The organism is Streptomyces sp. NPDC030183 (assembly GCF_055573455.1).
Genome location: NZ_JBVIBK010000073.1, coordinates 1 through 1,487, shown reverse-complemented (window position 1 = coordinate 1,487; position 1,487 = coordinate 1). Strand labels below are relative to the sequence as shown.

At 69.8% G+C, this 1,487-nt stretch carries 1 protein-coding gene; it reads left to right on the top strand.

Features of this window, described 5'->3' with window-relative positions; all coding sequences use genetic code 11:
• The first annotated feature begins 263 nt into the window (after positions 1–263).
• Complete coding sequence (locus ACZ4Z2_RS37305) at positions 264–1,466, top strand: IS110 family RNA-guided transposase (protein WP_468082229.1); 1,203 nt, start codon at positions 264–266, stop codon at positions 1,464–1,466.
• Positions 1,467–1,487 lie beyond the last annotated feature (21 nt).

Genomic DNA, 1,487 nt, shown 5'->3' with positions numbered 1-1,487 from the left:
CCCCGTTATGTTTTTCGCGGTCCTGCAAGAGGGCCGCTGGCCTCCGGGCCCGGCATGACTGTTGCCCCCTGTCGATGGGATGACCTGGGGGGTGGTGTCACCGGGTCCGAGGGGTGCCGTCGGAGACGCTGATCAGAGGTCCGGCCACCGCCCGGCCGGGCGCAATGCCTGGCCGCTTGCGGGCGGCAGGTCTGCATAACGTGGATGCGCGAGAACGGCTCCCGACCTTGAGGCCGGCACGCATCGACACATGTGGGGGCACGGTGATCAGCATCCACGGGGTGGGCGTCTTCCTGGGCCTGGACGTCGGCAAGCAGACGCATCACGGCCACGGCCTGACCCCGGCCGGGAAGACGGTGTTCGACAAGCAGCTGCCGAACAGCGAAGCGAAGCTGCGGGCCGTCTTCGACAAACTCACGGCCAAGTTCGGCACCGTCCTGGTGGTCGTGGACCAGCCCGCCTCCATCGGCGCCCTCCCACTGACCGTTGCCCGGGACGCCGGCTGCCAGGTCGCCTACCTGCCCGGACTGGCGATGCGACGGATCGCCGACCTCTACCCCGGCGAGGCCAAGACCGACGCGAAGGACGCCGTGGTCATCGCGGACGCCGCCCGCACCATGCCCCACACCCTGCGCACCCTCGACCTGACCGATGAGGTCACCGCCGAGCTGACCATGCTGGTCGGCTTCGACCAGGACCTCGCAGGCGAGGCCAACCGCACCTCCAACCGCATCCGCGGCCTGCTCACCCAGTTCCACCCCAGCCTGGAGCGCGTCCTGGGCCCGCGACTGGACCATCCGGCAGTGACCTGGCTCCTCGAGCGCTACGGATCCCCGCAAGCACTCCGCAAAGCGGGCCGCCGCAAGCTGGTCGAGGTCATCCGCCCAAGGGCGCCGCGCATGGCCGAGCGGCTGGTCGACGACATCTTCGCCGCACTCGACGAGCAGACCGTCGTCGTCCCGGGCACCGGCACCCTCGACGTGATCGTCCCGTCGCTGGCGAAGTCGCTGGCCGCCGTTCACGAACAACGCCGGGCTCTGGAAACTCGGATCGAGGCCCTGCTGGAGGCCCACCCTCTTTCCCAGGTCCTGACCTCGATGCCCGGCATCGGCGTCAGGACCGCCGCAGTCCTCCTGGCCACCGTCGGCGACGGCAGCAGCTTTCCCACCGCAGCCCACCTGGCCTCCTACGCCGGTCTTGCCCCGGCAACCCGGCAGTCCGGCACGTCGATCCACGGCGAGCACGCCCCCAGAGGCGGCAACCGGCAGCTGAAACGAGCGATGTTCCTCTCCGCGTTCGCAGCCCTCCACGATCCCGCCTCCCGCGGCTACTACGACCGCTGCCGAGCCCGTGGCAAAACCCACACCCAGGCCCTCCTCCGCCTCGCCCGCCACCGCATCAGCGTCCTGTTCGCCATGCTCCGCGACGGAACCTTCTACGAGCCGAGGAGCCCTCGACTCGCTTGACGAAGGACATAGAGGCACCCC